This is a genomic window from Paenibacillus arenilitoris, assembly GCF_014705655.1.
Lineage (GTDB): Bacteria > Bacillota > Bacilli > Paenibacillales > Paenibacillaceae > Pristimantibacillus > Pristimantibacillus arenilitoris.
This window is the reverse complement of the sequence record NZ_JACXIY010000048.1, coordinates 1-17,135: the sequence shown is the minus strand read 5'-3', so window position 1 is coordinate 17,135 and position 17,135 is coordinate 1. Positions and strand designations below refer to the sequence as shown.

The window sequence follows — 17,135 nt, the reverse complement described above, 5'->3', positions numbered from 1 at the left end:
ATTAGGCGAGCCTAGCTCCCGGCTTCCAGCTTCGGTGAGCGGCGAAGACGGAGCTTCGACCGCCTGCGCGACCTGTCACCCGTTCGCGGGCCGGGTCAACTCGCGCCGTCAAGCCTTACACCTGCAGCACCTGCAGCTCCTGGACCGCCGCCTGCGCGCCCCTGTCTCCCATTCGCGAGTCAGGTCATCGCTTGCCGCCTACCTATACCGGCAGCACCTGCACCGCCGCCTGCTTGCCGCTGAGCTGGATGCCCGACTGCTTCTTCCCGCTTCCCGCCAAGTCTCCGAGCATCCGCTCCAGCAGCGCCTTCGCCTGCTGTCCTTCTTTCCCTTGGATTCGAACGACCAGCTGCACGCCGTTCCCGGAGGCCAGAAGCTTCGCAGCCTGACGGAGCTTCGTATCGTAATCATGCTCTTCGATATGCGGCGTCAACCGAAGCTCCTTCACTTTCGCCGGCTGCTCCTTCGCTCGCTCGTCACGCTTCTCCCTGCTCGCCTGCTGCTTGGCCTGCCCTCTGCCGACCAGCCTGCACGGCGGCGGGCTGCTCATGAGCGAAGTGCAGACAAGATCCGCCTTCAGCTCGCGCGCGAACGCAAGCGCCTCCTCCCGGGAGACGATCCCGAGGTCCTCGCCGTTCAAGCCGGTCAGCCTCACCTCCGACGCGCGTATCTTCTCGTTCATGACGATCATGCTTCCGTCTTCCCGCCTCTCATGCGAACGGGCAGCAGCCTGCCCATCGCAGACCGCCGCCGTCCCTTTTTTCCTCTATTATACTCTTTCTTCACGCATCCAGCGCGGTTTGATTGCGAACAGCCGATCCGCATCCCTCCGGAAGCCCCGCCTCTCCGGCCCGCTCCGCCTTGCGCAGAAGCTTCCGCCTCCGCCAGCGCAGCAGCGACAGCACCCCTCGCAAATACTCATCCAGAATCATGCAGGCTTGAACTACCCCTTTTTAAAATCAATATTGATTTTAAAAAGGGGATTCCTAAGAACTTCACCCTAACGGGCAAATCGTGGATTAGGCTATCCCCGTAGTCCCTACGGTTAGAAGCCGGATGGCTTCGTTTCTCAGATTGATGCTTGCGTTCAGATCGCGATGGTGATGACTGCCGCAGCTTGGACACTCCCACTCACGCAAGTTGAGATTCTTCACGTCTTTGTTCTTCGTTCCGCAACAGGAGCATAATTGACTGCTCGCAAAGCTGCGTGCTACGGCAATCACCTGTTTGCCATACCAGCTTGCTTTGTACGCAAGCATCGCTCGAAATTGCGACCACGATACTTCACGGATCGCTTGGGCAAGGTTTGCGTTTTTCAAAAGGTTTTTTACCGCTAAATCCTCGATCCCGATGATGTCGTGGTTTTTGACGATCCCGGTAGAGATTTTATGCAAGTAGTCGTTTCGTGCGTTAGCGATGCGCTCATGAATTCGGGCAATCCGAATCCGCTGCTTATGCCAATTGGAAGAACCTTTTGTTCGTCTGGCAAGCCTTCGCTGTTCGTTTGCTAACTTCTGTTCTAATCGCTTAAACCACTTCGGATTCTGATGGACGGTTCCGTCACTGACAACAGCAAAATCCTTTAACCCAACATCAATTCCGCATGCGGATCGGGTTTCAGGCAAAGCTTGCACTTCGGTTTCTGCCAACAGTGAAACGAAGTATTTACCGCTTGGATGAAGGCGAACCGTAGCATTCAGGATTCTTCCCTCAACCTCACGACTTTTGGAAAAACGAACCAAACCGAGCTTCGGCAGCTTGATATGGTTGCCCGACACCGCGATATTGCCATTCGTTTGTTTGGTCGTATACGATTGCACAGCATTCTTTTTGCTTTTGAAGCGTGGTTTGCCCGTTTGCTTCTTATAGTAGCGGGTATAGGAATCATTTAGATTTTCAATCGACTTTTGCAAGGCTATGCTATCCGCTTCTTTAAGAAAAGGATAATGCCGTTTTAACTCCCGAACGCCTTTGATGGCTTCATATTTGTTAAAAAACTCATCCGTGTTGCTTGTGCTTTGTTCGGATAGATACGAAACTTGTAGGCTTTATGGACGAGCATTGGTATCACCTCCTCACCAAAATTATAGCACATATGTTCGCATTCATATACCAAAAAGATATCGATTCATCTCCCGCTTACTTCGTTGAAGAGGGAGTCTTCTCGACTAAGATGATAAATGTCGACCAAGCCCCAATCCAGCTCAATATCGGCGTAATAGGCAAGCCCGGTCGCGATCAGCCACATCGAGAACACGGAGATCCACATCGTGAACCAGGTGTCTCCGACCGCGTTCAACGCGTTGCTAAGCGCCATATTGACCATTTTGCCCGGCTGCAGCAGCAGATTGAGGCCCAGCAGGGATACGTCAAGTGAGACGATGTCCGCATTGTCCGCGAACAAGCCGAGCAGCTGCCGGCCGAATGCGAAGATGAGCAGCGCATTGACAGTAACAACGGCCAGACCGATCCACATCGCCCGGTACGCCGTACCGTACGCCTCCTTCGCCCTTCCCGCCCCGAACAGATGCGCGATCTGGATTTGCACCGCGAGCGCAACCGAATAACCGAGTAGGAAGCAGAACGATTCGAGCGTGTTCATGTAAGTCCGGGCTGCCAGCTCGCCCGTGCCGATCATGGCGATCCAGGTGAAGATGAGCAGCTGCGTGAATACCCAGCAGGACATATTGACGCCGAGCGACCAGCCGATCCGCAAAATTTCTCCGAACAGCTTCCGGTTGAACAGCTTCAAGTCGCCAAGGCCGATCGCCCGCTCGAACGAACCGAGATACATAATGAACAGCACGATCGTCGCGAGAAGACGGCAGATGACTGTCGAGACGGCAACGCCCATGAGACCCATTTCGGAAACCCGAACGCCCCTCCCGCATTAGCCACGCTATGCGGCCATTTCCGAAATAAGAAGTTCAATCGTCTTTTCAAATTATGAATACTCCCACCACTTACCGAAGCTGTCGCTTCGGCTGAAGTGTGGGATTCTGATGTATCATCCTAACTTCATGAACCAATGTCGATTATACGTGATAGCCGCAGCTTTTGACCGCAGCAATTTATTTCCTATGGGCTTGCATGCATACGATTGAAACAAAAAATCCCCGACCGCAAAGGTCAGGGATCCGCTCATGCCCATCATTATGGAATTCGGGTTTCAGGTTCGTTCGCATTCGGGAATTCCGCCTGAAACGCGGCTAACGCTCGCTTATCCGAACGCTTAGATACGGTAAACAAACATAGGAACCACACGACAATGACTAAATATAAGCTCGAAATAATCCAAAGCATGGCTTAACCTCCATCGGCAAATCGTTGACTAGCATCAACATTGCCATTTCTCGTTCGATTTATGCGTCTGTCTATATTATACAGATTTCGACATATTTTCACAACGATTAGTTCTATGAATCTAATCTTTTTTTATACCTATTGACTCACCTGACTGTGACTGTCGAACTGCAATCGAACGCAAAGAATCCCCGGTCTTGTTGGACCAGGGATTCATTCTTCTCGATATATTAAGTCTTTATAACCATTCGCTATTCGGAGGGCAAACCCCCGCCCTTTCTCCCTCGCGTTTTCCATAGTCTCATAAGCCCGAGCACAACCAGGCAGACCAGCAGCCCCACGCATCCTCCCGCAAAATCGAGCACGACATCCGTCGCGTTCCCCGTCCGGTTCGCGGAGCTGAGCTGGTTCCATTCGTCCAAAGCGGGCACGGCCGTCGCAACAAGCAAAGTGACGAAGACGGCAGCCAAGACGCGGCGCGGAAACAACGAACGTATGAACATGAACAAGAGGCCGGCAAACGTCGCATACACGAATAAATGAGCCCCCTTGCGGAACAGAAATTCAACGAACAGATACGGCGACGTATGGGCATGTATCGTAGTCCACCGGTAGGTTATCGTGATGTCCGGCAGCAGCCTGACGAGATCGTGGTAACCAATACGGGTTATTAATAGCGGCAAAATGGTCTGCTGCTCGTATGACTGCGACGATAGCGCAAAGATAAGGATGAGCCAGGCCGCGAGCAATATTCCCCAGATCAGGGTAGATAACCGAACAACCGATTGTTTCAAGACCGGGAACACCTCCTTCGGAAACCCTGCCCTTCTATCATACTTGAAAATACAAGGGCGGACAAAATGAGGAAGTCCTATAAAATGAAAACACCAGCCCTCCGCATTTGGATTGGCTGGTGATTTCCTTCGATTAGCAGATCGACTAACGGCTAAGGAGAGTTATAAATCTTGCGACATCCGTATCATATCAACGACTTGGATCCCGTTTTCGAATATCGGCTCGTTGTAGTGCCTAATGAAAAAGTCCCGATCGACGCCCGTAATTCGGAAGCCGCATTTCTGATATAGCGCGAGCTGGCCAATGCCCGAATTGCCGGTCCCGACTTCGATCGTTTTGAAGCCGAGCGACTTGGCTTCCAGTACCGCATGATTCACCATCCGCTTGCCGATTCCTTGGCCTTGCCGGCTTTCCTCGACCGCTACATTGACTAATTCTACCGTTCCGGGCCTTGTCGGCAGCAATACGTAAACGCCAACGATGTGCCCGTCCTCTTCGGCGATGAAGCAATGACCTCTATTTATATATTCTTCGACTAGCTCGCGGGAAGGGTCGGCCAATAACAGCAGCTCCATCGGCGGTTGTTCGCCGGAATTCAGCTTCCTTATATCCATCCTTACCTCCTACAACAACGTCCTCCGAAGCTCCGCGCCGGATTTCGGCGACAGATAGGCGAACGGGATGTCGAATACCGTCTTCGCGCCGGACTGTCCTTCGCGGGCGAGCTTGTAGGCCGCGCGCGCATAAGCGACGAGTACGCTGGCCGTGAACTCGGGGTTGCTGTCGAGCTTCAGGCCGAATTCGATGATTTGCGTGCTGCTCTCGCCCGTTCTGCCGCTGCGCAGCACCAAGCCGCCGTGCGGCATCGCCCGATGCTCCGCCTTCATCGTCGCTTCGTCGATGAAATGAACGGTCGTGTCGTAATCGGCAAAATAGTTCGGCATCGTGCGGATCTCTTCCGCGATCGCCGCCTGGTCGGCGCCTTCCTCCGCAACGACGTAGCATTCGCGGATATGCTTCTCGCGCGTCGATAGCTCCGGATTTTCCCCGTTACGGACGCGCTCGACCGCTTGGTCGCTCGGAATCGTATACTGCACGCCATGCTTCACGCCGCTTACGCGGCGGATCGCGTCGGAGTGGCCTTGGCTTACGCCCTTGCCCCAGAACGTATACTCCTTCCCTTCCGGAAGGATCGATTCCGCCAGCAGCCGGTTCAACGAGAACAAGCCCGGGTCCCAGCCCGTCGAAATGACGCTCACCTTGCCGTTGCCGCTCGCCGCTTGATCCACCTGATCGAAATATTCGGGAATGCGCGCGTGCGTATCGAAGCTGTCCACCGTATGAAACATCCTCGCGAACGCCGGTCCCTGATCCGGCAAATCCGTCGCCGAGCCCCCGCACAAAATCATAACGTCGATATCGTTCGCGAAGCGCTCCGCGTCTTCGATCGAATACGCCTTCGTCTCGGAAGGAATCGCAGACGGTTCCCTGCGAGTAAATATGGCGTCAAGCCTCATATCCGGATTTTGCCTAATCGCGAGCTCTACGCCGCGTCCTAAATTGCCGTAACCTACGATACCGATGCGAATCTGTTCCGTCATGCTGCCGCCACCTTTTTCCTATAAATTAATCGTTCCGTTAGATCCAGCCTCTTGCTTCCATTGCGGCCGCAATCCGCTTGATCGAGATCATGTACGCCGCCGTGCGCAGGTCCGTCTTATGCTCCTTGGCCAGGTCGCGAACCGCCACATAGGATTGGATCATGTTCGTCTCCAGCTTCTCCAGCACCTCGGCCTCGCTCCAGTAGTAATTCATCAGGTTCTGCACCCATTCAAAATAAGACACCGTCACGCCGCCGGCATTCGCGAGCACGTCCGGAATGACGGTCACGCCTTTCTTCGCCAGCACGCGGTCCGCCTCCGGCGTCGTCGGACCGTTGGCCGCTTCCGCGACGATCCTCGCTTTGACGCGATCCGCGTTAGCGGCCGTAATGACGTTCTCGAGCGCAGCCGGAACGAGCACGTCCACGTCCAGTTCAAGCAAAGCTTCGTTCGTAATCGCGCAGGACTCGCCGTATTCGCGAATCGAGCCCGAATCCTTCAGTGCCGATACCCGCTCGATGTCGAGGCCGTTCGGATCGTAGATGCCGCCCTTCGAATCGCTGACCGCCACGATTTTGCAGCCCGCTTCGCTTAGCAGCCTCGCCGCGATTCGGCCCGCGTTGCCGAAGCCCTGAATGGCCGCGGTCGCGTTCAGAACCGGCAGATTCAAATCATTAAGAGCGGCCAAAATCGTATAAACGCATCCTTGCGCCGTCGCCTCGTTGCGCCCCTTCGACCCGCCGATGATGAGCGGCTTGCCCGTAATGACGCCCGGCGAGTTCGCGCCCTTCAGCCGGCTGAATGTATCCATCATCCAGCCCATGATCTGCGGCGTCGTATAGACGTCCGGGGCCGGGATATCTTTGTCCGGACCTACGAAATCCGAGATCGCTTCCATGAACGCGCGGCTGATGCGCTCGATCTCCCCTTTGCTGTGCCGGCGCGGATCGCAAATGACGCCGCCCTTGCCGCCGCCGTAAGGAAGCCCGACGACCCCGCACTTAAAGCTCATCCACATCGAGAGCGCCTTCACCTCGTCGAGCGTCACGTCGGGATGGAAGCGAATGCCGCCCTTCGTCGGGCCGATCGCGTCGTTGTGCTGGGAGCGGTAGCCTTCGAACACGCGGAACGAGCCGTCGTCCATGCGAACGGAGAAGCTGACCGACAGCACGCGTTTCGGCGTCTTCAATATTTGCGTAACATGCTCCGGAAGCTGCAGGCGCGCCGCCGCGGCGTCAACCTGCTGCTGGGCGATTTTGTACGGATTTAACGTTTCTTCGACTACACTGACCGACATCTTACCTTCATTCCTTCACCATAGAGTCCGACTCTCTCTATTTCCAAAAAGCCGCTTTCATGATTTTACCTGTTTCATTGCGAGATTAAAAGAATTATTTCGCTATAAAATGCAAATTTTTATCGTCATAATCCATTGTCATGTTAGGTTTCATTTGTTTGTAGGTAGTATGACGTCCGAGGTGAATAAAGGTGCCGCATTTATGCGGATTGCACAAAACAAGTGTAAACGGCTGACGCTACGCACGAACCGCTAGCTGCATCTTGTGCAGCTCGGTTCTGTGCCGTCCTTTGGCGGCATAAGCTCGTTTCGCGATGAAATATAAACTCATTTATAAGTGCAAAACTTATAAACGAAAAAGGAACCCGGCCGTCTCGGATCAAGACGCGGATTCCTATTGTGCTGCGTTGCATTTTGTGCAGAATGGCGGCGCTACGCCTGCAGCTGAGGCTGTGCCTGCTTGCGCTCGACGCTGATCCACACCAGGCCCGCGGCCATGCAAGCCGCGCCGCACAGCTGCAGCAGCGTGATCGTCTCGTCGAACATGAAGTAGCCGGCCGCGACCGCGGCCGCCGGAACGGCATAGCGGAAAAAGTTCGAACGGGTCGCGCCGACCTTGAACATGCTGGCATTCCATACGAGGAAAGCGACCACCGTGCAGATCAGCACGTTGTAAGCAATCGAGGCGTACTGCCCCGCGCCGAGCCCCGCCCAATCCGTCTGGCCCCATGCGCCTCCGGCCGTCAGCGGCAGCATGAACAGCGAGCCGAAGGCGATCGTCCAGGTGCTTACCCGGAGCGCCGAATATTGCTTCATCAGCGACATCGTGCTCAGGTTGAACAACGCGCCGATGATGCTTACGCCGAGCGCCATCGCGTTGCCCAGCATATTCTCGGGCGACAGATTGAAGCCCTCCTGCCCGCCGAGAATGACGAAGCATACGCCGACCATGGACACCGCCCCGCCGACCACGAGCCGGACCGTAATCGATTCGCGAAGGAACAGCGGCGCGAACAAGGCGGCGAAGATCGGCCAAGGCGCCACGTTCAGCAGCGATGCGTTCGCGAGCGTCGTAAATTTGATGGAGTACATGACTGTAATTTCAAGCAGCGTGATGCCGACAAGCCCGATCAGCGCTAGCCTCGGAACAAGCCGCCACGGAATGCCGACGCTCCCTTCCTTGCGCCACAGCAGCAAGAAGAAGAACGGGACGGCCAGCCCGAACCTCAGCACCGAAAATACGATCGGATGAAAAGATTCCATCGCGAGGCGCGAAATGCCGAAATTCGCACCCCAAATAACGGCAACCAAAACAAGGCCGCCGTAGTTCAACCATTTGCCGTTCATTTTCTCCGCTCCATCCTGTCCGTTTCTCTATTCAATACGTCCCGTCCATCATATCATGATCGCCGATGCCATGTAATCGCATTTTTTGGCTAAAATGCTGGCAACAGCCTTCATGACGCAACCTGCTTTTCAATTGATTGAATATGAAAGCGCTGTACATTACGATTAATTCAGTTGCCGGGAACGAATACTAAAATCCGGCAAACCTTGCATTGGGGGTACGAACATGAGCAAACTGGCATCAGAACAGGCGTCGCCCGGCGGCGTCAAAGTATCTGTCCAACGTTTCGGTCGGTTCCTCAGCGGAATGGTCATGCCGAATATCGGCGCTTTCATCGCTTGGGGACTTATTACGGCTTTATTCATTCCAACCGGCTGGATTCCGAATGAAAGTCTCGCATCGCTCGTAGGTCCGATGATCACCTACCTGCTGCCGATTCTGATCGGCTACACCGGCGGTCAAATGATTCACGGCGTGCGGGGCGGCGTTATCGGCGCGGTCGTGACGATCGGCGTTATCGTCGGCTCGGACATTCCGATGTTCCTCGGCGCGATGATCGTCGGACCGTTCTCCGCGTGGGTGCTGAAGAAGTTCGACAAATCGTTAGAAGGCAAAATTCCGGCCGGCTTCGAAATGTTGATCAACAACTTCTCTTCGGGCATCATCGGCGGCGCGCTGGCGCTTCTCGCTTTCAAAGGGGTCGGCCCGGTCGTCGAAACGTTCAGCAAGCTGCTGGCGGACGGCGTGCAATTCCTGATCGACAGCGGCCTGCTGCCGCTCGCGCACATTCTGATCGAGCCCGCGAAGGTGCTGTTCCTGAACAACGCGATCAACCACGGCATTCTCGGACCGCTCGCGCTCGATCAAGCCTCGAAAGCCGGGCAATCGATTATTTACATGCTCGAATCGAACCCCGGTCCTGGCCTGGGCATTTTGCTGGCCTACTGGCTGGTAGGCAAAGGTTCGGTCAAACAATCGGCGCCCGGCGCGGTGGTCATCCACTTCTTCGGCGGGATCCATGAAATTTATTTCCCGTACATCCTGATGAACCCGCGGCTCATTCTGGCCGCGATCGCGGGCGGCATCGCCGGTACGTTCACCTTCTCGATCTTCGGAGCGGGCCTTGTGGCCGCGCCGTCGCCGGGCAGCATTATCGCCTACATTACTATGACGCCGAAAGGCGGTCTGCTTCCGATGCTGGCCGGCGTGGCGGTCGCGGCGATCGTATCGTTCCTCGTCGCCGCGCTACAGCTCAAAACGAGCAAGCAGGCCGAAGGCGAAGGCGACGAGCTCGAGCGCGCTTCGCAGAAGATGCAGCAAATGAAGGCCGAAGCCAAAGGCACGGCGCCGCAGCCGATCGCGCAGGCTGCCCAAAAAACAAAAGACCAAGTGAACAAAATCGTGTTCTCCTGCGACGCGGGCATGGGCTCGAGCGCGATGGGCGCTTCCATCATGCGCAAGAAGATCAATGCCGCCGGGCTTCCGATCACGGTCGTCAATACGGCGATCAACGATATTCCGGGCGACGCCGACATCGTCATCACCCACAAGACGCTGACCGACCGTGCCCGCCGGAAGGCGCCGGACGCGGAACATATTTCGATCGACAATTTCCTGAAGAGCCCCGAGTACGATACGCTCGTGGACAGACTGAAGGACTAATCCGTTAACGCCCTGCTTAACGCTGACAGAGCTCTGTCGGCGTTACGTTCATTCCATCGGCAAGGAGGTTGGTCGCCATCGCGATCAGAGCGTCAACCAGGCAGCGCCGCATTATGGAATTGCTGCTCGACCGGAAGCGGGAAATTACCGCGGCCGACATCGCCGAAGTCGTCGGCGCGAGCGCGAGAACGGTCCACCGCGAGCTGCGGGACATCGAGCGGATGCTCGAGGCCGGCGGCATCAAGCTCCGCAAAACCGCCGGCCTCGGCATCAAGGTCGAGGCGGCGCCCGAGACGCTGGAGCGGTTCAGGGCGGAGATCCGCCGCAACGACCCGCTCGAATATACGGCGGAGGAACGCAAGGTGCTCATATTGTGCCGTCTGCTCGAATACGGGGAGCCCGCGAAGCTGTTCGCCCTCGCCAGCGAGCTGCGCGTCACAATGCCTACGATCGGCCACGATCTGGATGAGCTCGAGGAGATCATCGCGAAGCAAGGCCTGGTTCTTATCCGCAGAAGAGGCTACGGCGTCGAAATCGACGGCCCCGAGACCGCCAAACGCGGCATGATCAGCCTGCTCGCCTACAGCCATTTGGACGACTCCGACGTGTTCGGGCAGTACAAGGACCAGGCGATCGTCCATCCGGTAACGGCGCGGCTGCTCGGCATGGTCGGCAAAGAAAGCTTCATGAAGCTCGAGCAAGCGATGTGGGAGCTGGGCGACGAATGGCAAACCGGCCTATCCGAAACCGCCTATACGAGGCTGCTCGTCAAGCTGTCGGTAGCGTTCACGCGCATCGCGCAAGGTCATCTCATTCCGCAAGGCGGCACGGATGCGGAGGCCGGGAGAAGTGACGACGCCTTTTTGAACCGGCTGCTCGCCGCATTGGATATGCAGCTCCCCGCCGCAGAGAAACGCTATGTCGCGGACCTGCTCGCCCAGGCGGAGAAGCCCGAGGAAGCGCTGCTCGCATCGCAGGACGATCGCGGCGCGATCGAGACCGTGACGGAGCTGATCCGCTACGTGCAGAACGGTCTTCATATGCCGCTGCTGCAGGACCGGTCGCTCGCCGAAGGCTTGATCAGGCATATCAAGCCCGCCTTCCGGCGGATCAGGGACGGCATCGCGATACGCAATCCGATGCTGGCGCCGATCAAGAAGGATTACGGCGCGCTATTCGCCCTCGTCCGCCGAGGCGTGAACGAGCTCGTGCGCGACATGAAGGTGCCGGACGAGGAAATCGGCTATATCGTCATGCATTTCGGCGCCTCCTTGGAACGATTGGGGCAATATCCGAGAAAAATAAAGGCGGTTCTCGTCTGCACGAGCGGCATCGGCTCCTCCAAGCTGCTGGCGGTCCGCATCGCGAAGGAGCTCCCCCAGATCGAGCTGATCGGCCATTACTCCTGGTACGAAGCGGCGAGGATGCCCGCCAGCCGATACGATCTGATTATCTCGACGGTCGACCTGCCGCTCGGGCCGGATCAATATGTAAAGCTGAGTCCGCTTCTTACCCGGGAGGAGACGAACACGCTTCGCTCCTTCATCGAAAGCACGACGCTCAAGAAGCTTAGGTCCGCCGATGATGCCGGAGCCGACCGCGACGGAGAATCGCCGATGAACCGTTTGATGCAGCTGCAGCTTTACAGCGCGGACGTGCTGCGGCTGCTCGATGGATTCCGCGCGCATGATTTGACGGTCGGCGTTGGCGAAGCTGCTAGGCTTGAGAGCCTGCTTCCGCGAATGATCGGCTTGCTCGGCCGGCCGGATGCCGACGAGAACGGCGGCAAAATCGCCTCTCAGCTCATCGCCCGGGAAAGACAAGGCAGCCTGGTCATTCCGGATTCGGAGCTGGCGCTTATTCATTCCCGCAGCGAATGGATCCGGGAACCGCTTCTTGCGCTATACCGGTTCGACGTACCTGTTAGCCTTAGCGAGGACGAATCCGCCAAAGCGAGACAGGTGCTCATGATGCTGGGACCGGCGAAGCCGGGCAAGTACAGCCTTGAAATTTTGAGCGAAATCAGCGCAATGCTGCTGCTTCCGGACATGATCGAAGTGCTTTCGAACGGAGACGAAGCCGGCATGAAGACGTTCATCTCGCGCAAGCTGGAGCACTATATAAAAACAAAACTGGACTGGAGAGGTTAAACCATGTCGATTTTGGCCAAAGAGAAAATCAAGCTGAACGTAAAAGTGAACGATAAATACGAAGCGATCCGCATGGCCGGACAGCTGCTCGTCGACGCGGGCCACGTACCTGCGGAATACATCGGCAAAATGATCGAGCGCGAGGACGCCCTGTCCACCTATATCGGCGGAGGCCTTGCGATGCCGCACGGCACGAACGATTCCAAAGCGATGATCCGCTCGACCGGACTCGCGATTCTGATCGTCCCGGACGGCGTCGACTTCGGCGGCGACGAGCCGGCCAAGCTGATTATCGGACTCGCCGCGGTCGGCGACGATCATTTGAACATTTTGACGAACGTGGCGATGCTCGTATCCGAAGAGGAGGACATGCAGCGCATCCTGAACGCCGCCTCGGAGGAAGAGCTTATTTCTATCTTCGAAGCGGGGATGCGGGAATGAAGGCCGTTCACTTCGGGGCTGGCAATATCGGCCGCGGCTTTATCGGGCTGCTTCTGCACAACGCCGGCTACGACATCACATTCGTCGACGTGAATGACGCGCTCGTCTCGCAGCTGCGCGCCAAGGGGCAATACACCGTCAAGCTTGCGAACGAACAAGCCGACACGTTCCTCGTCGACCGCGTCACCGCGATCGACGGCAAGAACATTGAGCTCGTCGCCGAGGCCATCGCCGAAGCCGATCTCGTCACGACCGCGGTCGGCGTGAACGTCTTGAAGTCTATCGCGGGCGCCATCGCCAAAGGAATCGGGCTGCGGGCGTCCGGCAGCAGGCAGCCGCTCCATGTCATCGCGTGCGAGAACGCCATCGGCGGCAGCACGATGCTGAAGCGGCATGTCTGGGAGCATCTGTCCCCGGACGTCCAGGCGCAAGTGGAAAAAACGGTCGCCTTCCCGGACGCCGCGGTCGATCGCATCGTCCCGCTGCAGCAGCATGAAGACCCGCTGCTCGTGACGGTCGAGCCGTTCTACGAATGGACCGTAGACCGCTCCGCCGTCCTGCCGGGGCACTTCGAAATCGAAGGCGTTCATTACGTCGAGCAACTCGAGCCGTACATCGAGCGGAAGCTGTTCACCGTCAATACGGGCCACTGCTGCGCCGCTTACCACGGCTACTTGAAGGGCTGCGCGACCATTCAGGAAGCGATGAAGGATCCGGATATCGTCGCCGAGGTCAGGGGCGCGCTGAAGGAGTCGGGCGCCGCGCTGATCGCGGCCTATCGATTCGATGAAGCCGGGCACGCGCATTACATCAAAACGATTTTGGATCGGTTCGTCAACCCTTACCTGACCGATGAAGTCGTTCGCGTCGGACGGTCGCCGATCCGCAAGCTGTCGCCGAACGACCGCCTCGTCCGGCCGGCCTTGCTGGCGCAGAAGTTCGGGGCGGAAGTTACGCATCTCGCCGCCGCCATGGCCGCGGCCCTCCGCTTCGATCCCGCGGACGATCCGGAAGCCGCCGAGCTTCAGCAAGCGATCCGGGAGCTCGGCGTCGACTGGGCGATTACGAAATATACGGGCTTGGACGGGCAAAGCGCTCTCCATAAGCAAGTCGCGGAGCAGTACGAGAAGCTGGGCAGGCTTCACCCGCAGGGAAAGGAATGATCGAACGATGACACGAACATTGACAGGCATAGGCGCATCCCCGGGCATCGCCATCGCGCGCGCCTTCACCCTCTCCTCCGAGCGCTATCTCCCGGAGAAGACGGCGATTGCCGACGCCAAGCGGGAGATCGGGCGATTCCGCGAAGCGGTCGCCGTCGCGGGGAGTGAAATCGAAGCGATCCGGGCTTCGGCGGAGGCGAAGCTTGGCGCCGGGAAGGCGGAAATTTTCGAGGGGCATCTGATGATTCTCGAGGATCCGGACTTCATCGACGCGATCGAGGACAAAATCGGAGAGGAAGCGATCAACGCCGAATTCGCGCTGCACGAGGTGTCGCAATCCTTTGTAGAGCTGCTGCAGTCGATGGAAGACGAGCTGCTTCGCGGACGTGCGGTCGACATCGAGGATGTATCGAGCCGAATCATGAGCCGTTTGCGCGGCGTACCGCATTCGGATCTGGCGAACCTGACCGAGGAATGCGTCATCATCGCTCGGGATTTGACCCCGTCGGACACGGCGCAGCTCAATCTGGACGTCGTGCGCGGCTTTATTACGGAAGTCGGCAGCCGCACGTCCCATTCCGCGATTATGGCCCGTTCGCTCGAAATTCCGGCCATCGTCGGGGCGGGCGCTTCCGTTCGCGATATTCCGGGGCGTACGCTCGTCGTCATGGACGCAAACGAGGGCCTTATTCTATTTAATCCGAACGACGAACAGCTCGAAGCTTACCGGGAGAAAAAGAGGACGGACGACCTTCGCAGAGCCGAGCTTGCGCAGCTGAAGGACCGGCCTACCGTATCGCGGGACGGCAAGCGGGTCGAGCTGGCGGCCAATATCGGCAAGCTGGAGGACATCCAGCGCGCGCTGGACAGCGGCGCCGAAGGGATCGGCCTGTTCCGCACGGAGTTTCTGTATATGGGGCGCGGCACCCTGCCGTCCGAAGAGGAGCAGTTCGCCAGCTATAAATACGCGCTTGAAAAAATGAACCCGAAGCCGGTCGTCATCCGGACGCTCGACATCGGCGGCGACAAAGAGCTCCCGTACATGGAGCTCCCGAAGGAGGCGAACCCGTTCCTCGGCCAGCGCGCGCTGCGCCTATGCCTGGACCGGCCGGACCTGTTCCGCACGCAGCTGCGGGCGCTGCTGCGCGCCAGCGCGTACGGCAATTTAAAAATCATGTTCCCGATGATCGCGGTGCTCGAGGAGCTGCTCGATGCGAAGAAGCTGCTGGAAGAAGAGCGCGCGAAGCTGCTGGCCGAAGGGGTCCGGGTATCGGATAAAATCGAGATCGGCATGATGGTCGAAGTTCCGTCCGCCGCCGTGTCCGCCGACCTGTTCGCCCCGGAAGTCGATTTTTTCAGCATCGGTACTAACGATCTCATCCAATACACGATGGCGGCCGACCGTATGAACGAGACCGTCTCCTATTTGTATCAGCCTTGGCACCCTTCCCTGCTGCGCCTCATCCGGCTCGTGATCCAGGCGGCGGAGAAGGAAGGCAAGTGGGTCGGCATGTGCGGCGAGATGGCGGGCGATCCGAACGCGATTCCGCTCCTGCTTGGCCTCGGCCTCCACGAATTCAGCATGAGCGCGGGCTCGATCCTCTCCTCGCGGGAGCTGATCGGCCAATTGAACCGGGCGGAATGGTCCGATCACGCAATCCGGGCGCTCGGCATGCGCGGCACGCGGGAAATTACGCAATACGTACAATCCATCAGAAACGGAGTGACCGGCTAATGGTTAGTCAAACGTTCACCATCCTTAATCCGACGGGCTTTCACGTCCGTCCGACCAAAACGTTCGTCCAGACGGCCAGCGCCTTCCCTTGCAAGATTAACGTCATTAACAAAGGCAAGAAGGTGAACGGCAAAAGCTCCCTCAGCATGCTGACGCTCGGCATCGCCGCAAACGAGGAAGTGACGCTCGAGATCGACGGCGAGCAGGAGCAGCAGGCGCTAGAGACGCTCGGCAAATTGCTGACGGAAATTCACGAATAAGCTGATACGCGGAAAAACCCTCCAGCCTGCCGCTAAGGCAGACTTGGAGGGTTTTTGCTTTTAGACCGCCGGCACGGCAGACGTTTCTTCGCCGCGGCCCTTCTCTCTGCGATGAGAAACCGCGAAGTAGACGTACGAAAGAACGGCGAACAAAATCGCGATTCCCGCGAGCACCGCCATATAGCCGCCTACCCGTCCGAAGTCCCCGCCCGATATGATGTCTCGCAGACCGGCGACCGCATACGTCATCGGCAGGAGAGGCGACAGCTTCTGCAGCCAGCCCGGCACGAGCTCGATCGGGAATGTGCCGGCGGAGCTTGTCAGCTGAAGAATAAGCAGGATGACCGCGATAAACCGTCCCGGATTGTTCATCGATGCGACGAGAAATTGAATGATCATCATGAACGTGATGCTGACGAGAATCGAAAAGGCGATGAACAGACCTACGCTGCGCACCTCAAGCTTCAACAGATACAAGAGCGCCGCGTCCGCGATCAAGGCCTGGATCGTGCCGATGAGCGCGAGCGTGAGCGCCTTGCTCCAGAACCAGCTCCAGCCGCTGGACGGCCGGACGGCCGGCTCGCGGACCGAGTAGATGATCGTCAGCAGCATCGCCCCGACATAGAGGCCGAGCGACAGGAAGTACGGGGCGAGACCCGTGCCGTAGTTGACGACCTCCGTCACCTTCTCCACGTCCAGCCGGACCGGATCGGCGAACATGTCGATCATCGCGTCGGTCGGCTTCAATCCGGACGTCTGCTCCGATGCTGCCCCGAGCTTGCCGGACAGCTCCTGCGAGCCGTCTTCCAGCTTAAGCAGCCCGGTCGCCACTTCCCGCGCGCCGTCCTCCAGCTTCGCCGAGCCGTCCGCGAACGAGCCCGCGCTTGCGGACAGCCGCGTCAGCCCGGACGACAACCTGCCGGCGCCGTCGTCCACCTGCTTGGCCCCTTCCGCGAGCTTCGCTCCGCCCGCGCCGGCTTCCGCTAATTTCGCGCCGAACTGCTCCATGCCGTCCGCAAACGCCGTCGCCCCGGCCGTCAGCCGCTCGCCGCCTTCGCCGAGCTTCCGGGCGCCTGCCGCCGCTTCCCGCAGCTTGGCGTCAAATGCCGCCACGCCGTCCGACACCTTCGTCAGGCCGCCGTTCAACTCGGCGGCTCCGCCGCTCAGCTTCTCCTGGCCGGCCGCCGATTGCGCAGCGCCCGCGGCAAGCTCCTCGCTCGCCTTCAGCATGGCGGCGAATTGCTCGCTCTGCGCCAGCTGCGGATTCGCCTCCGCCAGCTGGGCCAGGCCGCTCGCCAGCCGCGCGGCCCCTTGCTCCAGCCGCGCCTCGCCCGCGGCCGACTGCGCGAGCCCGTCCGCGAGCTGCCCCGCGGCCTGCCT

16 protein-coding genes and 1 pseudogene are annotated in these 17,135 nt (G+C 58.2%); 6 read left to right on the top strand and 11 right to left on the bottom strand.

The window, feature by feature from the left end:
• Nucleotides 1-202: 202 nt before the first annotated feature.
• The 10 genes and pseudogenes from infC to IDH41_RS27995 form a co-directional block, all read right to left on the bottom strand.
• Entirely contained in the window at nt 203-691 is a 489-nt protein-coding gene (infC, locus tag IDH41_RS28035) for a translation initiation factor IF-3 (protein WP_190867109.1), read from the bottom strand.
• Between the two features lie 91 nt (nt 692-782).
• Entirely contained in the window at nt 783-932 is a 150-nt protein-coding gene (locus tag IDH41_RS28030) for a hypothetical protein (protein WP_190867107.1), read from the bottom strand.
• Between the two features lie 87 nt (nt 933-1,019).
• Nucleotides 1,020-1,976, bottom strand: coding sequence for an IS200/IS605 family element RNA-guided endonuclease TnpB (gene tnpB / locus IDH41_RS28025; protein ID WP_397328719.1), 957 nt, complete (start codon nt 1,974-1,976; stop codon nt 1,020-1,022).
• Nucleotides 1,955-2,062 carry a helix-turn-helix domain-containing protein gene (locus tag IDH41_RS32240; RefSeq protein ID WP_397328708.1) on the bottom strand — a complete coding sequence of 36 codons (108 nt, stop codon included), beginning with the start codon at nt 2,060-2,062 and terminating at the stop codon, nt 1,955-1,957. The genes tnpB and IDH41_RS32240 overlap by 22 nt, the downstream gene beginning before the upstream one ends.
• A gap of 114 nt (nt 2,063-2,176) precedes the next feature.
• A pseudogene (locus IDH41_RS28020) lies at nt 2,177-2,904 on the bottom strand (MATE family efflux transporter); the annotation flags it as partial.
• Between the two features lie 650 nt (nt 2,905-3,554).
• Complete coding sequence (locus IDH41_RS28015; RefSeq protein WP_190867105.1) at nt 3,555-4,097, bottom strand: VanZ family protein; 543 nt, start codon at nt 4,095-4,097, stop codon at nt 3,555-3,557.
• Nucleotides 4,098-4,259: 162 nt separating this feature from the next.
• A complete protein-coding gene (locus tag IDH41_RS28010; RefSeq protein ID WP_190867103.1) occupies nt 4,260-4,712 on the bottom strand; it encodes a GNAT family N-acetyltransferase in 453 nt (150 codons plus the stop codon).
• A gap of 9 nt (nt 4,713-4,721) precedes the next feature.
• Entirely contained in the window at nt 4,722-5,699 is a 978-nt protein-coding gene (locus IDH41_RS28005; protein ID WP_190867101.1) for a diaminopimelate dehydrogenase, read from the bottom strand.
• A gap of 37 nt (nt 5,700-5,736) precedes the next feature.
• Nucleotides 5,737-6,996: a Glu/Leu/Phe/Val family dehydrogenase gene (locus tag IDH41_RS28000; RefSeq protein ID WP_190867099.1), complete on the bottom strand. Its 1,260-nt coding sequence runs from the start codon at nt 6,994-6,996 to the stop codon at nt 5,737-5,739.
• A gap of 432 nt (nt 6,997-7,428) precedes the next feature.
• Nucleotides 7,429-8,343 (bottom strand): DMT family transporter, encoded by a 915-nt coding sequence (locus IDH41_RS27995; protein WP_190867097.1) that lies wholly within the window; start codon nt 8,341-8,343, stop codon nt 7,429-7,431.
• A 226-nt stretch (nt 8,344-8,569) separates the two neighbouring features.
• Between IDH41_RS27995 and IDH41_RS27990 the strand changes: the two genes are divergently transcribed.
• From IDH41_RS27990 to IDH41_RS27965, 6 genes are all read left to right on the top strand, one after another.
• Complete coding sequence (locus IDH41_RS27990) at nt 8,570-10,006, top strand: PTS mannitol transporter subunit IICB (protein WP_190867094.1); 1,437 nt, start codon at nt 8,570-8,572, stop codon at nt 10,004-10,006.
• A 68-nt stretch (nt 10,007-10,074) separates the two neighbouring features.
• Nucleotides 10,075-12,156 (top strand): BglG family transcription antiterminator, encoded by a 2,082-nt coding sequence (locus IDH41_RS27985; protein ID WP_190867092.1) that lies wholly within the window; start codon nt 10,075-10,077, stop codon nt 12,154-12,156.
• A gap of 3 nt (nt 12,157-12,159) precedes the next feature.
• A complete protein-coding gene (locus tag IDH41_RS27980) occupies nt 12,160-12,597 on the top strand; it encodes a PTS sugar transporter subunit IIA (RefSeq protein ID WP_190867090.1) in 438 nt (145 codons plus the stop codon).
• Nucleotides 12,594-13,760, top strand: coding sequence for a mannitol-1-phosphate 5-dehydrogenase (locus IDH41_RS27975; protein WP_190867089.1), 1,167 nt, complete (start codon nt 12,594-12,596; stop codon nt 13,758-13,760). The genes IDH41_RS27980 and IDH41_RS27975 overlap by 4 nt, the downstream gene beginning before the upstream one ends.
• Nucleotides 13,761-13,767: 7 nt before the next feature.
• Entirely contained in the window at nt 13,768-15,495 is a 1,728-nt protein-coding gene (gene ptsP / locus IDH41_RS27970; RefSeq protein ID WP_190867087.1) for a phosphoenolpyruvate--protein phosphotransferase, read from the top strand.
• Nucleotides 15,495-15,755, top strand: coding sequence for an HPr family phosphocarrier protein (locus IDH41_RS27965; protein ID WP_190867085.1), 261 nt, complete (start codon nt 15,495-15,497; stop codon nt 15,753-15,755). The genes ptsP and IDH41_RS27965 overlap by 1 nt, the downstream gene beginning before the upstream one ends.
• A gap of 60 nt (nt 15,756-15,815) precedes the next feature.
• On the opposite strand, the gene IDH41_RS27960 is transcribed toward IDH41_RS27965, so the two are convergent.
• Nucleotides 15,816-17,135, bottom strand: a 1,320-nt coding sequence (locus IDH41_RS27960; RefSeq protein ID WP_190867083.1) for a YhgE/Pip family protein, incomplete at its 5' end; no start/stop codon positions are given.